The following is a 16,261-nucleotide window of genomic DNA, read 5'->3' as shown; positions in this document are numbered from 1 at the left end:
GGGTGTAACTGAGACAAAGTGCTCGCGGTGGCGGAGTTCGTGAAAGGCGTACAGCCGACGGCCTCAGTCCTCGTCCAGCACGAGGTTTCGCAAGATGTCACCGTAGGCCGGGCGCGTCACGAGCACGCCGATGAGGACGCCGACGATCGTGATGATAGCGAACCCGGAGAGGTCGCCAAGGGGCAGAACCATCAGCGGACTCATCGCCATGATCGTCGTGGCTGCGGCCGCACCAATGACCCAGAACGCCTTGCGGAAGCGGCTCTGGAACACGCGTCCCGTCTCGACTTCCCCTTCCTGCAGGATCTCGTCGGCGATGATAATGAGGTCGTCCACCCCCGTGCCGATGACCGCGATAAACCCGGCCAGATGCGAGAGGTTCAGCGGATACTGCACGAAGGCGACGAACCCGAGGAGGATGAACACCTCCGAGAGCGCGGTGGCGACCATCGGGACGACGACCTCCATCCGCTTGTACCGCACGTAGACGACGAGGCTGACCATGAGGACCGCGATCAGACCGGTCAGCAGCGAGTTCTGCTTGAAGCGCTCGGCCAGCGCCGGGTCCAGCGACGCGCCGGAGTCTTCCGAGAGGTCGAGCGGCGCAGGTAGCTGGCCCGCCTTGAGGTTCAGTTCGATCTCGTTGGCCTGTTCGGCGGGGTCCTGAGCTTCGTTACTGATCGGAATTACGTACACCGGGTCGTTGGCGAACTCCCCGTTCGCGAAGCTCTCACCGAGGTCAGTTCTCACCCCGCGGGCTGTGACCACCTCGCCGTTCAGCGTGTGAACCAGACAGCCGTCGCCGGTGGTCTGCTGGATATCCGAGTGATTGTAGTTTTCGCAGGTCGCGCCGTTGCCGAACCCGGCGTCGACCATCCGCTGGGAGAACTCGTCCGCGGCGTCTCGTCTGACGGTGATGTACACCGCCCAGCCGACGCCCTCCCTGTCCGCGGCCGAGACATCGTCCATCTGAGAGCGCTGAAGGACCTCCTCGCGAACGTACGAGTCGTCCTCACCACCCTGATAGACAGCGTAGATCTTGACCACACCGCGCTCGTTCAGGATGTCGACGAGTTCCTCGCGGTCCCGGTCAGGGGCGGTGATACTGACGAAGTGCTCCCCACCGGGGACGTTGACAATCTGGACCGACGCCCCGCTGAGCGCCGAGGTACGGAGCTTCTCGTCGATCGTCTCGACCATCTCCTGGCGGGTCTCCCGCGTCACACCGTCGCGGACGGTGTCGGGTCGATGTCCGCTGGCTTCGAGCGCGGAACGCAGTTCCTGCTGGGTGACGTTCTCAGTGACGACTTCGACGGCCCCCATCTGGCGGTCGTTGCTGATGGGGCGGACCCGAATATCGATAGTGTCGATACCGAGTTCGTCGGCCACCGTCTGCTCGAGTTGGGTCGCGTCGTTCGCGGTCACGTTGACGCCTTCAGCCGTGATGCCCACGATTGGCGCGCGGAGACGGGTCCCGCCGCTAAGCTGGATGCCGTAGTTGAGGTTAGTTAGCTGGGTTGCGCTCTCTGTCTGCGGACCGCCGGCAGTCGTTCCCTCATCGGTGCTCGTTCCCGGCGGGACTCCAGGGACGAACAGGGCCGTGGCGCTGACCACGAGGAGGACGACCAGCGCGACGACGCGCCAGTTCTCACGAAGTGTGCTCATCGGTTCACCCCCTCGTACTTGTACCAGCGAAGCAGCGTCACGTTAAGCATGTACGTGTTCATCAGGTCAGCAGTCAGACCGAGTACCAATATCAGCCCGATGTCGGCCATCAGCCCGATTCCGAAGAACGTCGCCGAGATGGCCATCACGGCCATCGCCGCGATAGATGTCAGCGTCATCGTCACACCGGTCCGCATCGCGCGGTAGGTCGACTCGTAGAACCCGCCTGAACGTCTGAGAACATGGTTGTTCAACAGAATATCCGAGTCGACCGAGTATCCGATCAGCATGAGGAAGGCCGCGACGATGCCGAGCGAGAGCTTGATTCCCAGCAGATTCATAATCGCGAGCGGGATCATGATGTCAGAGAACGCCGAGATGACGATGGCGATGCTGGGGACGAACGTCCGGAAGAACGCGAACGCGAGCAGGCTCATCCCCACGAACGCGACAGCGACGCCGATAACGGCGAGGCGCTGGTTCTGCGACCCGAACAGCGGCGACGTGGTCCCGCTCCCCAGCAGCGTCATCCCGTCTGTCGACTGGACAGCGGATCGGACCGCCGACACGTCGGCCGAGTTGTCGAACGTGACGACGTACTGGTTCTCGTAGGTGGCGTCCGAGGTCGTGGTGATACCCTGAATGGAGACCACCGGTTCGTTGAACGTTCCGGCGATTTCGTCGTTCGTGAGCGTGGAGTTCGACCCGATCGTCAGTTCCGTCCCGCCAGTAAAGTCGATGCCCCGGTCGACTGGTGCCCCGGTGACCGCCCACCAGCCGCCGATAACGGCGAGCGAGAGGACGAGCACCGCCAGCGGAACCGCCACCAGTTGGCGGTTCGAATACCGGGTGTAATCGACTTCCGGGACCTCGAACTCGAACATGACCGAACGATGTGAGACGGGCCCGAATAAGCCTTCTCAATCACTGCCGCTGACATCCGCTGTGCCGTACATCTATGGCAGTCTATCACGTAGGTCTGGTATGTCCGAGCGCGCAATCAGGGTCGAACTCTCCTACCCGGCAGACCTCAGCGGGTGGGGCCGCGACAAAATCGACGGCTCGCCGTTCCGTGCGTACCTCGGGAAGACACACGACACCGCCGCGCCGGGCGACGTATGGACGGAGTTCGTCGGTGTCGGCTGCTGTGGCGACACGCTAGACTTCCCGCTCCGGGTCGAATCCGTCGACGGCGGCACAGCGGTGACCGAAGACACCGAGTTCGTGTACACCGAGCGCGAGGCGTGTGGCGTCGCTGGCGGCTGGCAAGTCCAGAGCGCCGCCGGGCCGACCGAATAGGAAGAAGGGGTGAGAGAACGCGTCAGTCCGGCAGGTAGCGCACGCTGACGACGCCCTCGGCGGTTCGAACCTCGACACGGTCGACGCCGAGCCGAGCCGCCCGCGAGAGGGTCGCCTCGTCGTCGACGACATCCGCTGCGGCCTCGGCTGTCTCGTCTTCCGGGACCGTCAGGACGTGTATCTCGCCCTCTCCGGCGCGTTTGACCGTCGTCAGCTCGCCGGTGGCCTGTTCGGCCGCGATTTCGGTCGCCTGTGTCGTCGGCGCGAGATCGGCTGTCTCGACGGGGATCGTTCGCCGCTCGGCGACTTCGGTGACGGTGTACGTGACCTCCATCGGCGGCTCCGGTTCGACTGTCCCCTCTACTACCTCGCCGGCCTCGACGCCGGGGTTGTCCGACAGTGTCAGCACTTGTGAGTCCGCGACGTTCCGAAGCGTCGCCGACGCGGCGTCGGCGTTCGTGACAAGAAATGTCCCTTCGATCGCTGTCATAGACACACATTCGTGGCGGGCGTTCTTGCCCGTTTCGACCCGGGGACGGACTGTCGTATCATCTCAGGAGAACGGACGGCCGGGGGCCTGCACCGCTACTTCAACAGCCGGTGTGTGAGATACATCAGGACAGTCGCGAGCAGCGGCGGGACGACGCCAGCGATCGGCGGCAGCGAGTAGAAGAACCCGACGACAGCGCTCTGTGTCGGCTCGCGAAGCTCCGCCGGGGCGGAGGTCAACAGCGCGAGGTATATCGACCCGATGAACAGGAACGCCGAAACGGCGAGGGCGCGATCGTAGGCGACCGAGGACCCGGTCCGTCGGTGGCGACGGGCGACAGAAAGGACGGGGGCCAGCAGCGGCGCGACCAGCAACAGTCCGATGAACAGGAAGAAGCTCCGCGAAAACGTGAACGTTCCGCCGCGGACGCTCCCGGTTTCGGCGAGTTGCGTTATCAGGCCGAAGCTGAACACGAGCGTAATCGCCACGGACAGCAACAGCGCGACCGGGACGTAGGCTTTGAACAGCAACGAGTCACTGGCCCGGAACGCGTACGGGAACGCGCCGGGGAGCCCGTTGTACGGTTCGGGCTTGTCATCGTCGGCTGTGACGGACTGCTCTGCCGTCGCGTCTGTCATACCAGATGCTTAGGCAAGCGTGTGGTTAAGCGCGGTGTTGTCCGGCCAGTGGTGACTACTGACCCGCGTCCGCTGCTTGCCGTGCCGTCCGGGAGTTGTTTGTATCCGCCCGTCGACACCCCCAGTATGCACGTCGATATCGGAGCCGCGCTTGCCAGTGCCGCCGATCCGGGCGTCGAGCGAGCGACGCTGGACGACCTAGACGAGCGGGTGGCCGCGGCCCACGACCGTATCGAGCAGGGAATGGACGACGACGAGTTCGGCTACGCGTCGCTGAACCTCCCCGAAGTAACCGACGCCGCGGTGATTCGGGATGCCGTCGCACCGGTCGCCGACGCCGAATCGGTCATCACCGTCGGCATCGGTGGTTCCGCGCTGGGGGCGAAAACCATCACAGAGGCACTTGCCGACGAGCCGGGCAGTCACGTCGTTCTGGACAACGTTGACCCGGAGCACGTCCAGCGGACGCTCGATGGCCTTTCGCTCGCTGACACCGCTATCAACGTCGTCTCGCGTTCGGGGACGACGGCGGAGACGCTGGCGAACTTCCTCGTCGTCCGCGAAGCCTACGAGGACCGTGGCGTCGACTGGACCGAGCGCATCGTCGTCACGACGGGCGAATCCGGCCCGCTCCGGGCGCTCGCTGACCAGCACGACCTGCCGACGCTACCGGTTCCCGAGGGCGTCCCGGGCCGGTTCAGCGCGCTGTCGGCGGTCGGGCTCGTCCCACCGGCGATTCTTGACATCGACATCGAGGGGCTGCTTGCCGGCGGTCAGAAGGCGGCTGACGACCTCGCGCCGTCGCTGTACGACTCGCCGGCCTACGCCTACGGCGCGATGACCTACGCACTCGAAGAAGCGGGCGCGACAGTCAACGCCGTCATGCCCTACGCCGAACGACTGGAGTCCTTCGGCGAGTGGTTCGCACAGCTCTGGGCCGAGAGTCTGGGTAAGGACGGGAGAGGCCAGACGCCGGCGCGGGCGCTGGGCGCGACCGATCAGCACTCACAGCTCCAGCTGTACCGCGCCGGCCATCGAGACAAGGTCGTCACGTTCGTCCGACCGCGCGAGCGCGCCGACGTGGCGATTCCCGATCCGGACCACGAAGACCTGTCGTATCTCGCCGGAACCGATCTCGGCGGCCTCATCGACGCCGAGTACGAGGCGACGGTGGCGAGCCTGCCCGCGGCTGACCGGCCGGCGCTGGAAGTAGAGATCGACCGCCTCGACGCCGAGAGCGTCGGAGAACTGCTGTACGCGATGGAGGCGGCCTGCGTCCTCGTCGGCGAACTCGCCGACGTGGAGACGTTCACCCAGCCGGCCGTCGAGTGGGGCAAAAACGCCACGCGGGCGCTCATCCGCGGCGAGGCGACCGACGAGACGGCGGTCATCGATGAGCGTGAGCGACTGCGGATCGGCGAAACGGAGTCCCTTTAGGCCGGCGCAACGGACTGCCGATAATGGACGACACTGCCGCGAACTGGGGTGTTCTCGTTGCTGGCCTCGGTCTCGTCGTACTCGTCGCCACAGAAACTGGCGTCGTCGGCTGGATGACACCGCCGACGACTGTCGGCCCGATCACCGCCCGACAGGTCGCCGCCGGCGGATTCGTCGTCGCCGCGCTCGCTTTCTCACTTGTCCGTCACGGCGCACTTGACCGTAGACAGGCAGGGCTGGGCGCGACAGGCGCGGCCGTCATCGCAGCGCTCGCGACGCTCGTCGCCTTCTTCCGGCCGGAGTTCCGTACTGGCGTCGAGGCGACCGTCGGCATCGCGGTCTATCTCACGGTGCTGGCCGGAGGTGTGACGATTGCGCTGGGCTGGGCGCTGGCGACCGACGTGCCGAACGACCGGCTGTACACGGTTGCCAGAGCGCTCTCGGTCGCAACAGGAATCGGGCTGGCCGGCTTCCTCGTGGGCACGGTGTTCGCCCAGTTCGTCGTTCTCGGGGTCGCGGCGGGAGGGCTGGTCAGCGCCGCGGCGCTGGACGGTGGGACTGTCACCGGTCCCGCGTACGTTACGCTCACTATCGGCATCGGCGTCGGCTTCGTCGGTTTCGGGGCGGCCGTCGCCAGCCGGCTGGACCGGACCTGGACCGATCTGGACCTGCGGCGACCCAGCCTCCGTGACATCGGCTACAGCGTCGGCGGCGTCGTCGTCCTCATGGTCGCGCTGTTTGGCTTCAGTTACCTCATTCAGGCACTCGGGCTGGAAGCCGCGCGAAGCAGCGTCGAGGAACTGGCCCGCGAGGACCCGTCGTTCCTGCTCGTGATGATCCCGCTGGCGTTTCTCACTATCGCGCCGAGCGAGGAGTTTATCTACCGAAACCTCATCCAGAAGTACCTCTACGATGATTTCAGTGGTCTTCAGGCGATTATACTCACCAGTGCCGTTTTCGGCGTCGTTCACTTCGGACAGTACAGCACCGGGACGCCGACACAGACTGTCCTCTCATTGCTGCTGGTGTTCGTCCTCTCGACGCTGCTGGGCCTGAGCTATCTCAAGACCGAGAACCTGCTCGTGCCGATCTTCATCCACGGCGCGTTCAACGCCATCCAGTTTCTCACATTGTACATTGAGATTACAGGAAATGTGGCGATTTGAGCCGTCTGACTGCTGTCTGACGGGTATTTATGCAAACGACTGTTGTAGGCGATGGCATGGCTCGGCGGTTCACCATCGTCTGTGATGACGAGCAAGCGCGGATTATCGAAACGCTTGCGCGTCGCTACGGCATCACAGAGGAAGAAGTGCTGTCGCAGCTGGTCGACCTCGGGCTCGAAGCCCGGGACGAACAGACCGTCTAAGCCGGGTTCTTTCGCGAGAGTGAGCTACCACAGATGGGACAGCGGTCGCGGTTCTCGTCGAACTCGCGGCCACAGCCGGCACACTGGAACAGCCACTCGCGCTGTTCGGAGATCCCCTCACGGGCGATGACTTCAACCGCCACGTCGAGTTTCTCCGCGACGTTTTGCATCGCGTAATCGTCTGTGACGAGACGGCTGTCGAGTTCGAACGCGGCTGCGATCAGCCGGATGTCAGTTTCTGAGAGTTCCGCGAGGTCACCAGTTTCGCTGGCGGCGCGCTCGATGCGCTCGACAGTGTTGTCCTCGGGAATATGAAGATGCATCCCCGAACCTTCGAGGGCGTCGAAGCGATAAGCGGCCTCGTCTTCTAGTTCTTCTCTGACGAGTGGAATCGTCGCTATCTGCTCGTCGGTATGATACTCGTTGATAAATGCCGAGGAGTCAAGAACGTACATCTAGCGTTTGACAATCATGTGGTCTTTCACCGCCTTGACCCGCTCAACCGGGACAAGCAGGCGGCCCTGGTCACTGTACTCGAAGTTCGTGTTGCGGAGCGACTCCGCGGGGTCGATGACGAGGTTGTGCAGCGCGCCCGAGGAGAAGTCCATCGTGATGTTGTAGAGACTGCCGATCTCAGCGCCGTCAGTCCCCATCACGTCTTTGCCCGACAGGTTTTCCGCAAGTATCGCGGCCATACCCCCTTGTTCCGAACGAGGTTACATAAACGCCACGGGGATGTTCGAGAGGTGAGCGACGATCTCCGGCGATAGCGACGGTCACGGATAGAAGCCATGCGTCAGCGAGTGTCGAGATTGCCGGTGAAGCCGCTCCGTGACCGGGATCGGCACAGTCACAGCAGGCAGCAGCCCTAAGCGACAGGCACCCCAGGCGTACGACATGGACCGGAACAGGCGTCAGTTCCTCGGCGCGCTCACGGCCGTCGTCACCGGGACTGTCGCGGGCTGTAGTGGTGGCGACAGCGGTGAACCGTCCCCGACGGAGACAGCCACCGCTACGCAAGTACCGACCCGGACTGCGACGGGAACGCCAACTGATTCGGTGACGACGCCAGCGGAGACCGCCACCCGAACTGAAACACCGACTGAGACGGCAACACCGACTGCCACGGCCACTGAGACACCGACACCCACCGAAACGCCGGTCGACGCCGATCAAGAAGTCGCCGTCGCGCCGGGCGATTTCGTCTTCGAGCCCGAATCCTTCGAGGTCCCTGTCGGAAGCACCGTCCTGTGGGTGTGGGAGGCCGGCGGCCACAACGTCAAGCCGACTGCGACGCCGTCCGGTAGCGACTGGTCCGGGACGCCCGGAGATGACGGGAAGACGTACAGTTCGGGCTACGAGTACGCCTACACGTTCGAGGTTCCCGGGGAGTACGAGTACCACTGTGTCCCCCACCAGAGCCTCGGCATGACGGGGTCGTTCACTGTAACCGAGTGACGCCCGCTTAGCCCCACGTTCGGTCGCGCGCGTCTGATGACGACGAACTTAACTGCCACCGACGACTCGGTTCTGACAACTTCTGGAGCCATCTATGTCTGACACGGACCCCACCACAGCCACCGACGACACCCTGCGGACGCCCATCGTCGCCGTTCTGGGCCACGTCGACCACGGGAAGACGAGCCTGCTCGACAAGATCCGCGGGTCAGCCGTCACCGCCGGCGAATCGGGCGCGATTACACAGCACATCGGCGCGACGGCCGTTCCGCTGGACGTGATTTCGGAGATCGCGGGCGATCTGGTCGACCCGACGGACTTCGACCTGCCTGGGCTGCTGTTCATCGACACACCGGGCCACCACTCCTTCTCGACGCTCCGCTCCCGTGGTGGCGCGCTCGCCGATATCGCCATCCTCGTCGTCGACGTCAACGACGGCTTCCAGCCCCAGACGCTGGAGGCCATCGATATTCTCAAGCGAACGCAGACGCCGTTCATCGTCGCCGCAAACAAGATCGACACTGTCCCGGGCTGGAACCCCAACGAAGGGCAGCCGGTCCAGCAGACGATGGACGCACAGTCCGACCGCGTCCAGTCCGACCTCAACGAGAAGCTGTACGAGATTATCGGCGAACTCTCGGACAACGGCTTCTCCGCGGATATGTACTGGCGCGTCCAGAACTTCCAGGCCAACATCGGTGTCGTGCCGGTTTCGGCCGAGACGAGCGAGGGTATCCCCGACCTGCTGACGGTGATGATGGGGCTGTCTCAGCGGTACATGAAAGAGGAGATGGAGATCGACACCAGCGGTCCTGGCGTCGGGACCGTCCTCGAAGTGAAAGACACCCAAGGGTTCGGAACGACGCTCGACGCCATCATCTACGACGGGACCATCCGCAACGACGATACCATCGTCGTCGGTGGGCTACAGGGGCCAATTGTCACCGACGTGCGCGCCCTGCTCCGTCCGCGTCCGCTCGAAGAGATCCGGACCGAACAGGAGTTCGAGCAGGTCGAGCAGGTCGCGGCCGCCGACGGTGTCAAGATCGCCGCGCCGGAGCTCGGCGACGCGATGGCCGGCGCGCCGATCCGCGTCATTCGCAACCGCGACCGCAAAGAGGTCATCGCCGAGGTGGAGGAGGAACTCGCCGAGATCGAGGTGACGACACAGGAGGAAGGCGTCGTGATCAAGGCCGACACGCTCGGGTCGCTCGAAGCCCTTTCCAGTACGCTCGAAGAGGAAGAGATTCCCGTCATGCGGGCCGAAGTAGGCGCGGTCGCACCGCGGGACGTGCGAGTCGCCGAAACTGCCGGCGAGCCGACCAATCAGGCGATTCTGGCGTTCAGCGTCGAGGTCCTCGACGACGCGCGGGACCTCGCCGAACAGGAGGACGTGGAACTGTTCGAGGACGACGTCATCTACCAGCTCGTCGAATCCTACGACGACCACGTCACCGCCATCGAAGAGGCCCAGCAGGAGCAGATTCTGGAGAACATCACGCGCCCCGCGAAGTTCCGGATTCTGCAGGACCACACCTTCCGCCAGTCCGATCCCGCCGTCGTCGGCGTCGAAATCCTCTCCGGTGAACTCCGCCGGAACGTCAACGTCATCAGGTGGGACGGCGGCGAAGCGAACCGCGTCGGGACCCTCAAAACGATTCAGGACGAGGGCGAGGACGTCGATTCGGCCCGCGCCGGCGAGCGCATGGCCGTCTCGATTCAGGGGCCAACTGTCGGCCGCCAGATCGAGGAAGGGGACGACCTCTGGGTCGAGATCCCCGAGAAGCACGCGAAGATCCTCGAACAGGAACTCAAGGAAGACATCTCTGTCGACGAGCGCGAGGCGCTGTCGATGTATCTGGAGAAGCACCGGAACCGCGACCCCTTCTGGGGGAAGTAAGCGGCCATCAGCGTGCCGTTCCCGTGAGTAATAATATTTAATTAGGAGGGGTGTCTCCGTACAGACACGAATGACCGGGTTCCCGTCGATGCCCGACCTCGTGCTTGCCAGCATCGCCCTCTCGATGCTACTGGCGTCGCTCGGCGCAATCGTCACCTCGATCAGCTTCGTGACTGCGCTGAGTGCCGGCAGTCTCCCGGCGACCGGCTCAATCGGCTACGCGCTGTTCTACAATCCGCCAGTCGCCAGCGGCGGTCGCGCCTGATGCCGGCGGCTACGCGTCACCGTGACCGTTCTGCGGAAAACTGAGAGCGGCGCGTTACTGTGCTGTCGGCGACGTGTCGTCGCCCATCACTTGCTTGACCTGCAGCGCGGCGGAGGCGGCGATACCCTGCGCGAGGTCGTCGCGCTCAGCGTCGGAGATGCTCGCGCTCTCCGGGTCCTCGGGCGTGTAGTCAGCACTGACGACCGACCCAACCGGGGGCTGGACCGCGATTGTGGCCCGTGGGCCTGTCGTGCTGTTGCTGATTTCCGAGCCGACGACGAACTCGCCGGGCAGGAGTTCGCGGGTCCGGGCGGCGACGCTCGAGAGGTCCCGGCGGAGGTTCTCGCGCTGTTCCGCGGTCAGCGTCACTTCTTCCGTCTCCCCACCAAACGACGTATTACCGTACATGAACGTTCTCTGTCTCTATGGGGGGGAGCACTAAAAACCCAGTGTCGAGCACAGTTCTGACCGGCACCGTCGGCACACGCACTACACGACGGGGTGGCTCTCGCCGTAGGTGGCGAGAACGACGGCGCTCGCGTACTCGTCCTCGTCGGACGCCGACTCGACGTACACGTTCTCCTCGACGAACTCCCAGTCTCGGAGGTCCCGACCAGCGGCCAGTCCTTCACGGATTTCCATCCGGACCGCGTCCTCGCTGGTGCCGTCGACCTCGTAGAAGATGCCCGGCCCCTCCTCGCTGCGGGCCCAGCCGATGCCCGCTGCGCCGCGCTCGCCCGGAGCGGCGGTTGCCGAGGACTGGACGACCTCTAGCGCTTCGCCGGGCGGTCCCAGGTCCGGCGCAGTCTCTACCACCTCGATAGTCGGTTCGGCGGGAATGACCGACGAGAGCGAGATGAGGTTGTAGTTGTGGACGCCCGCCTCAGCGAGTGCCGCATCGTACGCGGCTAGCGCGGTCGGGCCGGTCGCAGTCCCCCACACGACCCGGATAGTACTCATAAGCGGTTGTCGACGGTCCGCGGGGTAAGGGGTTTCGCTTCGTTATGTCGGAACGAGCCTGTAGCACATCCCAGGCCGGTTCGGGTCGCCCTCGACCGCACGCTCCGCATAGTAGATGCCGTCAGCAGTCACCAGCGGCGCACTCGTCACGTGGCCGCGGTTTTCGGTGGTCCAGGCCACCGCACCCGAATCCCGCTCCAGTGCGTACAGTCGCCCGTCGTAGGACCCGACGAGTACGTGGTCCCGGGTAGCGACGACGCTCCCGATGATCCACCCGCCAGTGTCGTACCGCCACTGCTCCTCACCGCTTGTGAGGTCGAGTGCATACACCCGGTCGTCGTGGCTACCAACGTAGACGGTGCCGTCGTGGACCGCCGGCGCACACATCACGTCGGCGTCGGCCTCGAAGGTCCACAGGTCCGAGCCGTCGGTCACGTCGACGGCGGTGACCGTCTCGGCCCACGACGGTACGATTGCTGTCCCGTCGGCAACGGCAATAGGGGCTTTCACGTCGCCGCCGGTGTCGTACCGCCAGACACGTTCGAGGGCTGGAAACGACCACGCGTAGCAGTAGCCATCGTTGGAGCCAAACAACAATCGGCCGTGCTCGCGGTCCAGTGCCACCGTCGAGTGGGGGTGGTCGGTTGGCCGGCTGTCGCGCCACTGCACGTCGCCGGTCGCGGCGCTGACAGCGACGACGCTGCCGCTCGGAGCCGCGTGCTCGACAGCGACGTACAGCGACCCGTTGTAGTAGGTCGGACTCGCACCGATCGCATCACCCAGTTCCGTCCGCCAGCGTCGCCGCCCGGTTTCGAGATCCAGTGCCGACAGCGCGCCGTCGTAGGCCCCGATGTAGGCAGTGTCGTTGGCGATGGCTGGCGTGCCGTGGCTCCCACGCGTCGCCTGTGTAATCGTCGTCACCCACTGGACCTCGCCGTCCGGTGCGATGGCCCGCACGCGGCCGGTATCGTCGGCCAGAATCAGGTCGCCTGTCGGTGCCAGCGCAGGACTGCCTTTCGCAGCGGTGTGGTCCCCGCGATTGGTCGGCAGTTCCCAGGCCCGTGAAACGGCGTCCGGAACCGACGTGTCCTGATACCCCTGATTCAGGAGCCCCTGCCGGAACTGCGTGGCGGCGTGTTCGTCGAGCGCGGTCGATGCAAGCGGATTGAACTGTGACTGACACCCCGCGACCGACCCGACTGTTGTCGCTGCGAGCGTCCCCAGAAATGCCCGCCGCGTCCGTCCGCGCTCTGTCACGGGCACCGATACTGGGCGGGGTGGCTTAAATCAGGCGGGAGTAAGGGCTATCGCGGTGAGACCAACAGCGGTGCAAACAGGTCCAGCGAGACGCCGAAACTGCTACAGAACAAGAGTGATAGCATCGTCCAGTCAGCATACCGCGGCCAACGGCCGCGGTTTCTCCGGCCGCGAGCGGAGCGAGCGGCCGACCTTTTTCGCCCACGTTTTTCGAGTCGAGCGGAACCTCCGGTTCCGCTGACCATGCGAACGGGCGCTTTGCGCCCGTGAGCAGAGAGCGAGTCGCGCGCTCAGCGCGACCCCGACGCTGAAAAAGGTGGTTAGGCGAACGCGACCGGAACGCTGCTGGCGTCGTCGTCGGCCTCAATCTTCTCGAGGGCGTCGTGAAGGTCGGACTGCTGGACCGTCGTCCGGCCGTCGCGGATGGCGAACATCCCGGCCTCAGTCGCCAGCGAGGCCAGTTCCGCGCCAGAGAGGCCGTTGGTCTCGGTGGCAAACGCACCCAGGTCCACGTCGTCATCAAGGTTCATCTCCTGCGTGTGGATTTCGAGGATGCGCTCGCGGCCTTCGACATCTGGGTTCGGGACTTCGATAAGGCGGTCGAAGCGGCCGGGGCGGAGGATGGCGCGGTCGAGCATGTCGAAGCGGTTCGTCGCGGCGATGATGCGGATCTCGCCGCGCTCGTCGAAGCCGTCCATCTCCGAGAGCAGTTGCATCATCGTCCGCTGGACCTCGGCGTCGCCAGAGGTCTTCGACTCCGTTCGCTTGGCCGCGATGGCGTCGATCTCGTCGATGAAGATGATAGCCGGTTCGCGCTCGGCAGCGAGTTCGAACAGGTCCCGTACCAGTCGCGCCCCCTCGCCGATGAACTTCCGGACTAGTTCGGAGCCAGCCATCTTGATGAACGTCGCGTCGGTCTCGTTGGCGACGGCCTTCGCCAGCATCGTCTTCCCGGTGCCGGGCGGGCCGTGCAGCAAGACGCCACTCGGTGGTTCGATACCGACCTCGCGGAACTGCTCGGCGTTGACCAGCGGCTCCTCGACGGCTTCCCGAACCTCGCGGATCTGTTCTTCGAGGCCGCCGATGTCCGAGTAGGAAACGTCCGGCGAGCCGTCGACCTGCATCGCCTGCGCGCGGGCGTCGGTTTCGGGGTCGAGGATCTGCTTGACGCCGAAGGAGTCGTTGATGGCGACGCGGTCGCCGGCCTCCAAGCCGTCACGGATGGACGGCGAGACTTCGGTCAGTACCTCCTGATTGTTGCCGTGCTGCTTGACGACGACGCCGTCGTCGGTCAGCTCCTCGGCCGTCGCGATGTACAGCGAGGAGGTCTTGAGCGTCTCGTTTTCCCGTTCGAGCTGGTCGACCTCGTCCGTGAGGTCGTGTTGCCGGTCACGGGCAGCGTCAAGCTGCTCAGTCAGCTGTTCGTTGACCTGTACTATCTCTTTGAAATGTTCCCGGAGTGCCTCCAGACGCTCGTCAGGCGTCATATCGGGATCAAGTTCCAACCGTGGTCGTTCCGGAAGCGAGGGACTGCGCGACATTTGGATGGTCGGTACTATACGGTTGAGACACAAAGTGCCTTCGGGTCACAGGGGGTGAAACAGTTATCCGTGTCGAGACGGGGCCGTAGCGTTCGGTTAGGCCGGTGGCTCGAACAGCCGGACAGACGGCGAATCGCTGCGTGCCGCCCTACAGCAGCTCGGCGAACTCGTCGAGGTAGTCGCCGTACGTCGAGAGCGCGGACTCGACGGGGTCCGGACTGGCCATGTCGACGCCGGCGTCGCGCAGCAGTTCCAGCGGGTACTGCCGTGACCCGCTCCGGAGGAAGTCGATATACCGCTGGGCGGCGGGCTCGCCTTCGTCGAGGATACCGTCGACGAGCGCGACGGCCGCCGAGATGCCGGTCGCGTACTGGTAGACGTAGAACGCACGGTAGAAGTGCGGGATACGCATCCACTCGCGGGCGATGCGGTCGTCGAGCACCGCCGGCTCGTAGTAGTCGCCTTTCAGCTCGCGGTAGAGGTCGTCCAGTCGGTCGGGAGTCAGCGGCTCGCCGGCCTCGGACATCTCGTGGGTGCGGTGCTCGAACTCGGCGAACATCGTCTGCCGATAGAGGGTGGAGCGGAACCGTTCGAGGTACTCGTTGAGGATATGCCGGCGCAGGCGCTCGTCCTCGACGGTGTCCAGCAGGTGGTGAGTCAACAACGTCTCGTTGACCGTGCTCGCGACCTCGGCGACGAAGATCTCGTAGCCGGAGTAGACGAAGGGCTGCTCCTCGCTGGTGTACTCCGAGTGCATCGAGTGGCCGAGTTCGTGGGCCAGCGTGTACATGGACTCCACGTCGTCCTGATAGTTCATCAGGATGAACGGCTGGGAGTCGTAGGTACCGCCGGAGTACGCGCCGGACTGCTTGTGCTCGGTCTCGTAGACGTCGACCCACCGTGAGTCCAGCCCCTCGGCGAGCCGGGACTGGTAGTCATCGCCCAGCGGCGCAACGGCCTCGGTGACGTACTCGCAGGCCTGTTCGTACTCGATTTCGGGCGATTCCTCCTGCACGAGTGGGGTGTAAAGATCCCACATCCGAAGCTCGTCCGCACCGATTGACTGACGTTTGAGGTCGGCGTGGCGGTGGAGCGTATCGAGGTTGTCGTGGACGGTGTCGACGAGCGTGTCGTACACCTCGACTGGGACGTTCGGGCCGTCCAGTGCGGCCTCGCGGGCGGTGTCGTAGTTGCGGGCGTTGGCCATCTTCACGTCCGTCTTGACGGCGTTCTTGTAGGCCGTGCCAACGGCGTTGCGGACGGTCTCCCACTCGTCGTAGAACGCCTCGTAGACGCGCTGGCGGAAGTCGCGGTCAGGGTGTTTCTGGAGCGTCGTGAAGTTGTTGAGCGTGATCGGCTGTTGCTCCCCGTCGGGGTCCTCGACGGATGGGAACGTCATGTCAGCGTTGGCCAGCATGTTGTACACCTCGCCGGGCGCGCCGGTGACCTCGCCGAGTTCGGCGAGCAGGTTCTCAACTTCGGCCGAGCGGGTGTGGTCTTTCATCCGGAGCACGTCGTCGAAGTAGTGCTCGTACGGTTCCAGCGCCGGTTCCTCGTCAATCATCGCCTCGATATCGTCGTACTCCAGCTCCTGCAGTTCCGGGTCGAGGAACGAGGCCGCCGAACTGGCCTCAGAGGAGAGTGACTGCGAGCGGGCGGTCAGTGCCTGATAGGTGTCGTCCGTCGTGTCCTCGTCCCGGCGGCACCGGGCGTAGGCGGCGACGTTCGACACCGTCCGCATCAGTTCCTCGTACGTCTCCAGGGTCGCAAGCAGGGTGGCGGCGTCCTCTGTGGCCCGTCCCTCGTAGGCGGACAGGTCCTCGATTAGCGCCTCCGCCTCCTCGTAGGCGGCTTCCCAGTCCTCGTCGCTGGCGTAGAGGGAGTCGAGGTCCCACTTGTACGCCTCGTCGATGTCGCTCCGTGCGGGTACCGAACTCATAGCCCGCTCTTGGGACGGGGCCGAAGTAAGCCTTCGTTTCGGG

General features: G+C 64.6%; 18 protein-coding genes. 7 read left to right on the top strand and 11 right to left on the bottom strand.

Annotated features, from left to right (window positions below; translation table 11 throughout):
• Nucleotides 1-63 precede the first annotated feature (63 nt).
• Together ACYJ11_RS09035 and secF are read right to left on the bottom strand one after the other, a co-directional pair.
• The gene (locus tag ACYJ11_RS09035; RefSeq protein ID WP_461647539.1) at nucleotides 64-1,665 is read right to left on the bottom strand and encodes an MMPL family transporter; all 1,602 of its coding nucleotides are present in this window, start codon (nucleotides 1,663-1,665) and stop codon (nucleotides 64-66) included.
• On the bottom strand, nucleotides 1,662-2,549 hold the full coding sequence (gene secF / locus ACYJ11_RS09030; protein ID WP_188851953.1) for a protein translocase subunit SecF: 888 nt from the start codon (nucleotides 2,547-2,549) through the stop codon (nucleotides 1,662-1,664). The genes ACYJ11_RS09035 and secF overlap by 4 nt, the downstream gene beginning before the upstream one ends.
• A gap of 100 nt (nucleotides 2,550-2,649) precedes the next feature.
• On the opposite strand from secF, the gene ACYJ11_RS09025 reads away from it, so the two are divergent.
• A complete protein-coding gene (locus ACYJ11_RS09025) occupies nucleotides 2,650-2,964 on the top strand; it encodes a hypothetical protein (RefSeq protein WP_005536152.1) in 315 nt (104 codons plus the stop codon).
• A gap of 22 nt (nucleotides 2,965-2,986) precedes the next feature.
• On the opposite strand, the gene ACYJ11_RS09020 is transcribed toward ACYJ11_RS09025, so the two are convergent.
• Both ACYJ11_RS09020 and ACYJ11_RS09015 read right to left on the bottom strand, forming a co-directional pair.
• Nucleotides 2,987-3,454, bottom strand: a complete 468-nt coding sequence (locus ACYJ11_RS09020; protein ID WP_461647538.1) for a DUF5812 family protein — start codon at nucleotides 3,452-3,454, stop codon at nucleotides 2,987-2,989.
• A 95-nt stretch (nucleotides 3,455-3,549) separates the two neighbouring features.
• Complete coding sequence (locus ACYJ11_RS09015; RefSeq protein ID WP_461647537.1) at nucleotides 3,550-4,092, bottom strand: hypothetical protein; 543 nt, start codon at nucleotides 4,090-4,092, stop codon at nucleotides 3,550-3,552.
• Between the two features lie 126 nt (nucleotides 4,093-4,218).
• On the opposite strand from ACYJ11_RS09015, the gene ACYJ11_RS09010 reads away from it, so the two are divergent.
• From ACYJ11_RS09010 to ACYJ11_RS09000, 3 genes are read left to right on the top strand one after another with little or no spacing between them, the layout of a single operon-like run.
• Nucleotides 4,219-5,529 carry a glucose-6-phosphate isomerase gene (locus ACYJ11_RS09010; protein ID WP_461647536.1) on the top strand — a complete coding sequence of 437 codons (1,311 nt, stop codon included), beginning with the start codon at nucleotides 4,219-4,221 and terminating at the stop codon, nucleotides 5,527-5,529.
• Nucleotides 5,530-5,552: 23 nt separating this feature from the next.
• Nucleotides 5,553-6,695 carry a lysostaphin resistance A-like protein gene (locus ACYJ11_RS09005; RefSeq protein WP_461647535.1) on the top strand — a complete coding sequence of 381 codons (1,143 nt, stop codon included), beginning with the start codon at nucleotides 5,553-5,555 and terminating at the stop codon, nucleotides 6,693-6,695.
• Between the two features lie 56 nt (nucleotides 6,696-6,751).
• Complete coding sequence (locus tag ACYJ11_RS09000) at nucleotides 6,752-6,898, top strand: CopG family transcriptional regulator (protein WP_188977680.1); 147 nt, start codon at nucleotides 6,752-6,754, stop codon at nucleotides 6,896-6,898.
• Here ACYJ11_RS09000 and ACYJ11_RS08995 read toward each other — a convergent pair.
• Nucleotides 6,895-7,353: an NOB1 family endonuclease gene (locus ACYJ11_RS08995; RefSeq protein ID WP_004518436.1), complete on the bottom strand. Its 459-nt coding sequence runs from the start codon at nucleotides 7,351-7,353 to the stop codon at nucleotides 6,895-6,897. The two genes, ACYJ11_RS09000 and ACYJ11_RS08995, sit on opposite strands and share 4 nt — an antisense overlap.
• Nucleotides 7,354-7,593: a PRC-barrel domain-containing protein gene (locus ACYJ11_RS08990; RefSeq protein ID WP_004518435.1), complete on the bottom strand. Its 240-nt coding sequence runs from the start codon at nucleotides 7,591-7,593 to the stop codon at nucleotides 7,354-7,356.
• Between the two features lie 202 nt (nucleotides 7,594-7,795).
• Here ACYJ11_RS08990 and ACYJ11_RS08985 point away from each other — a divergent pair, with 202 nt between their 5' ends.
• The 3 genes from ACYJ11_RS08985 to ACYJ11_RS08975 all read left to right on the top strand — a co-directional run bounded on the left by ACYJ11_RS08985 (nucleotide 7,796) and on the right by ACYJ11_RS08975 (nucleotide 10,521).
• Entirely contained in the window at nucleotides 7,796-8,356 is a 561-nt protein-coding gene (locus ACYJ11_RS08985) for a plastocyanin/azurin family copper-binding protein (protein WP_461647534.1), read from the top strand.
• A 94-nt stretch (nucleotides 8,357-8,450) separates the two neighbouring features.
• Entirely contained in the window at nucleotides 8,451-10,256 is a 1,806-nt protein-coding gene (gene infB, locus ACYJ11_RS08980; protein WP_188977676.1) for a translation initiation factor IF-2, read from the top strand.
• A 70-nt stretch (nucleotides 10,257-10,326) separates the two neighbouring features.
• The gene (locus ACYJ11_RS08975) at nucleotides 10,327-10,521 is read left to right on the top strand and encodes a hypothetical protein (protein WP_461647533.1); all 195 of its coding nucleotides are present in this window, start codon (nucleotides 10,327-10,329) and stop codon (nucleotides 10,519-10,521) included.
• 54 nt (nucleotides 10,522-10,575) lie between these two features.
• On the opposite strand, the gene ACYJ11_RS08970 is transcribed toward ACYJ11_RS08975, so the two are convergent.
• The 5 genes from ACYJ11_RS08970 to pepF all read right to left on the bottom strand — a co-directional run bounded on the left by ACYJ11_RS08970 (nucleotide 10,576) and on the right by pepF (nucleotide 16,218).
• On the bottom strand, nucleotides 10,576-10,929 hold the full coding sequence (locus ACYJ11_RS08970; protein ID WP_004593952.1) for a DUF5811 family protein: 354 nt from the start codon (nucleotides 10,927-10,929) through the stop codon (nucleotides 10,576-10,578).
• A gap of 81 nt (nucleotides 10,930-11,010) precedes the next feature.
• Nucleotides 11,011-11,481, bottom strand: a complete 471-nt coding sequence (locus tag ACYJ11_RS08965) for a pyruvoyl-dependent arginine decarboxylase (protein WP_461647532.1) — start codon at nucleotides 11,479-11,481, stop codon at nucleotides 11,011-11,013.
• Between the two features lie 42 nt (nucleotides 11,482-11,523).
• Nucleotides 11,524-12,738 (bottom strand): outer membrane protein assembly factor BamB family protein, encoded by a 1,215-nt coding sequence (locus ACYJ11_RS08960; protein WP_461647531.1) that lies wholly within the window; start codon nucleotides 12,736-12,738, stop codon nucleotides 11,524-11,526.
• A gap of 320 nt (nucleotides 12,739-13,058) precedes the next feature.
• Nucleotides 13,059-14,279: a proteasome-activating nucleotidase Pan2 gene (gene pan2, locus ACYJ11_RS08955; RefSeq protein ID WP_461647530.1), complete on the bottom strand. Its 1,221-nt coding sequence runs from the start codon at nucleotides 14,277-14,279 to the stop codon at nucleotides 13,059-13,061.
• Between the two features lie 148 nt (nucleotides 14,280-14,427).
• A complete protein-coding gene (gene pepF, locus ACYJ11_RS08950) occupies nucleotides 14,428-16,218 on the bottom strand; it encodes an oligoendopeptidase F (protein WP_461647529.1) in 1,791 nt (596 codons plus the stop codon).
• Nucleotides 16,219-16,261 lie beyond the last annotated feature (43 nt).

Source organism: Haloarcula sp. H-GB5 (assembly GCF_054850705.1).
Note: the sequence above shows the minus strand (reverse complement) of the source record. Positions and strands in the feature narration are given on the sequence as shown.

Coding starts and splice junctions, on each gene's coding strand:
- ACYJ11_RS09035 (WP_461647539.1), bottom strand. CDS start 1,665: ATGAGCACACTTCGTGAGAACTGGCGCGTCGTCGCGCTGGTCGTCCTC.
- secF (WP_188851953.1), bottom strand. CDS start 2,549: ATGTTCGAGTTCGAGGTCCCGGAAGTCGATTACACCCGGTATTCGAAC.
- ACYJ11_RS09025 (WP_005536152.1), top strand. CDS start 2,650: ATGTCCGAGCGCGCAATCAGGGTCGAACTCTCCTACCCGGCAGACCTC.
- ACYJ11_RS09020 (WP_461647538.1), bottom strand. CDS start 3,454: ATGACAGCGATCGAAGGGACATTTCTTGTCACGAACGCCGACGCCGCG.
- ACYJ11_RS09015 (WP_461647537.1), bottom strand. CDS start 4,092: ATGACAGACGCGACGGCAGAGCAGTCCGTCACAGCCGACGATGACAAG.
- ACYJ11_RS09010 (WP_461647536.1), top strand. CDS start 4,219: ATGCACGTCGATATCGGAGCCGCGCTTGCCAGTGCCGCCGATCCGGGC.
- ACYJ11_RS09005 (WP_461647535.1), top strand. CDS start 5,553: ATGGACGACACTGCCGCGAACTGGGGTGTTCTCGTTGCTGGCCTCGGT.
- ACYJ11_RS09000 (WP_188977680.1), top strand. CDS start 6,752: ATGGCTCGGCGGTTCACCATCGTCTGTGATGACGAGCAAGCGCGGATT.
- ACYJ11_RS08995 (WP_004518436.1), bottom strand. CDS start 7,353: ATGTACGTTCTTGACTCCTCGGCATTTATCAACGAGTATCATACCGAC.
- ACYJ11_RS08990 (WP_004518435.1), bottom strand. CDS start 7,593: ATGGCCGCGATACTTGCGGAAAACCTGTCGGGCAAAGACGTGATGGGG.
- ACYJ11_RS08985 (WP_461647534.1), top strand. CDS start 7,796: ATGGACCGGAACAGGCGTCAGTTCCTCGGCGCGCTCACGGCCGTCGTC.
- infB (WP_188977676.1), top strand. CDS start 8,451: ATGTCTGACACGGACCCCACCACAGCCACCGACGACACCCTGCGGACG.
- ACYJ11_RS08975 (WP_461647533.1), top strand. CDS start 10,327: ATGACCGGGTTCCCGTCGATGCCCGACCTCGTGCTTGCCAGCATCGCC.
- ACYJ11_RS08970 (WP_004593952.1), bottom strand. CDS start 10,929: ATGTACGGTAATACGTCGTTTGGTGGGGAGACGGAAGAAGTGACGCTG.
- ACYJ11_RS08965 (WP_461647532.1), bottom strand. CDS start 11,481: ATGAGTACTATCCGGGTCGTGTGGGGGACTGCGACCGGCCCGACCGCG.
- pan2 (WP_461647530.1), bottom strand. CDS start 14,279: ATGTCGCGCAGTCCCTCGCTTCCGGAACGACCACGGTTGGAACTTGAT.
- pepF (WP_461647529.1), bottom strand. CDS start 16,218: ATGAGTTCGGTACCCGCACGGAGCGACATCGACGAGGCGTACAAGTGG.